The organism is Streptomyces sp. NPDC013317, assembly GCF_055563155.1.
This window is the reverse complement of sequence record NZ_JBVHDX010000033.1, coordinates 3,389-5,221: the sequence shown is the minus strand read 5'-3', so window position 1 is coordinate 5,221 and position 1,833 is coordinate 3,389. Positions and strand designations below refer to the sequence as shown.

Sequence of the window (1,833 nt, the reverse complement as noted above, 5' to 3'; positions counted from 1 at the left end):
TGAGGACAAGCCCTCGGCCTATTAGTACCGGTCAGCTCCACCCATTACTGGGCTTCCACATCCGGCCTATCAACCCAGTCGTCTACTGGGAGCCTTACCCTCTCAAGGAGGTGGGAATACTCATCTCGAAGCAGGCTTCCCGCTTAGATGCTTTCAGCGGTTATCCCTCCCGAACGTAGCCAACCAGCCATGCCCTTGGCAGGACAACTGGCACACCAGAGGTTCGTCCGTCCCGGTCCTCTCGTACTAGGGACAGCCCTTCTCAATATTCCTACGCGCGCAGCGGATAGGGACCGAACTGTCTCACGACGTTCTAAACCCAGCTCGCGTACCGCTTTAATGGGCGAACAGCCCAACCCTTGGGACCGACTCCAGCCCCAGGATGCGACGAGCCGACATCGAGGTGCCAAACCATCCCGTCGATATGGACTCTTGGGGAAGATCAGCCTGTTATCCCCGGGGTACCTTTTATCCGTTGAGCGACGGCGCTTCCACAAGCCACCGCCGGATCACTAGTCCCGACTTTCGTCCCTGCTCGACCCGTCGGTCTCACAGTCAAGCTCCCTTGTGCACTTACACTCAACACCTGATTGCCAACCAGGCTGAGGGAACCTTTGGGCGCCTCCGTTACCCTTTGGGAGGCAACCGCCCCAGTTAAACTACCCATCAGACACTGTCCCTGATCCGGATCACGGACCGAGGTTAGACATCCAGCACGACCAGAGTGGTATTTCAACGGCGACTCCACCATGACTGGCGTCACGGCTTCAAAGTCTCCCACCTATCCTACACAAGCCGAACCGAACACCAATATCAAACTGTAGTAAAGGTCCCGGGGTCTTTCCGTCCTGCTGCGCGAAACGAGCATCTTTACTCGTAGTGCAATTTCACCGGGCCTATGGTTGAGACAGTCGAGAAGTCGTTACGCCATTCGTGCAGGTCGGAACTTACCCGACAAGGAATTTCGCTACCTTAGGATGGTTATAGTTACCACCGCCGTTTACTGGCGCTTAAGTTCTCAGCTTCGCAACCCCGAAAGGTCACTAACCGGTCCCCTTAACGTTCCAGCACCGGGCAGGCGTCAGTCCGTATACATCGCCTTACGGCTTCGCACGGACCTGTGTTTTTAGTAAACAGTCGCTTCTCGCTGGTCTCTGCGGCCACCCCCAGCTCACGGAGTAAATCCGATCACCAGTGATGGCCCCCCTTCTCCCGAAGTTACGGGGGCATTTTGCCGAGTTCCTTAACCATAGTTCACCCGAACGCCTCGGTATTCTCTACCTGACCACCTGAGTCGGTTTAGGGTACGGGCCGCCATGAAACTCGCTAGAGGCTTTTCTCGACAGCATAGGATCATCCACTTCACCACAATCGGCTCGGCATCAGGTCTCAGGCTATGTGCTGTCCGGATTTGCCTAGACAGCGCCCTACACCCTTACCCCGGGACAACCACCGCCCGGGCTGGACTACCTTCCTGCGTCACCCCATCGCTTACCTACTACCACCTTGGTTCGCCGGCTCCACCACTTTCCTTTCCCCGAAGGGTCCGGAACGGCTTCACGGGCTTAGCATTAATGGGCTCGATATTGGGCGTTTCAAAGCGGGTACCGGAATATCAACCGGTTGTCCATCGACTACGCCTGTCGGCCTCGCCTTAGGTCCCGACTTACCCTGGGCAGATCAGCTTGACCCAGGAACCCTTAGTCAATCGGCGCACACGTTTCTCACGTGTGTATCGCTACTCATGCCTGCATTCTCACTCGTGAACCGTCCACAACTCGCTTCCGCGGCTGCTTCACCCGGCACACGACGCTCCCCTACCCATCACAGCGG

At 57.0% G+C, this 1,833-nt stretch carries 1 rRNA gene (running past one end of the window); it reads right to left on the bottom strand.

Going from position 1 to position 1,833, the window contains the following annotated elements:
- Position 1 precedes the first annotated feature (1 nt).
- Positions 2-1,833 (bottom strand): 23S ribosomal RNA (locus tag ACZ3IJ_RS36130) (it continues 1,379 nt past the right edge of the window).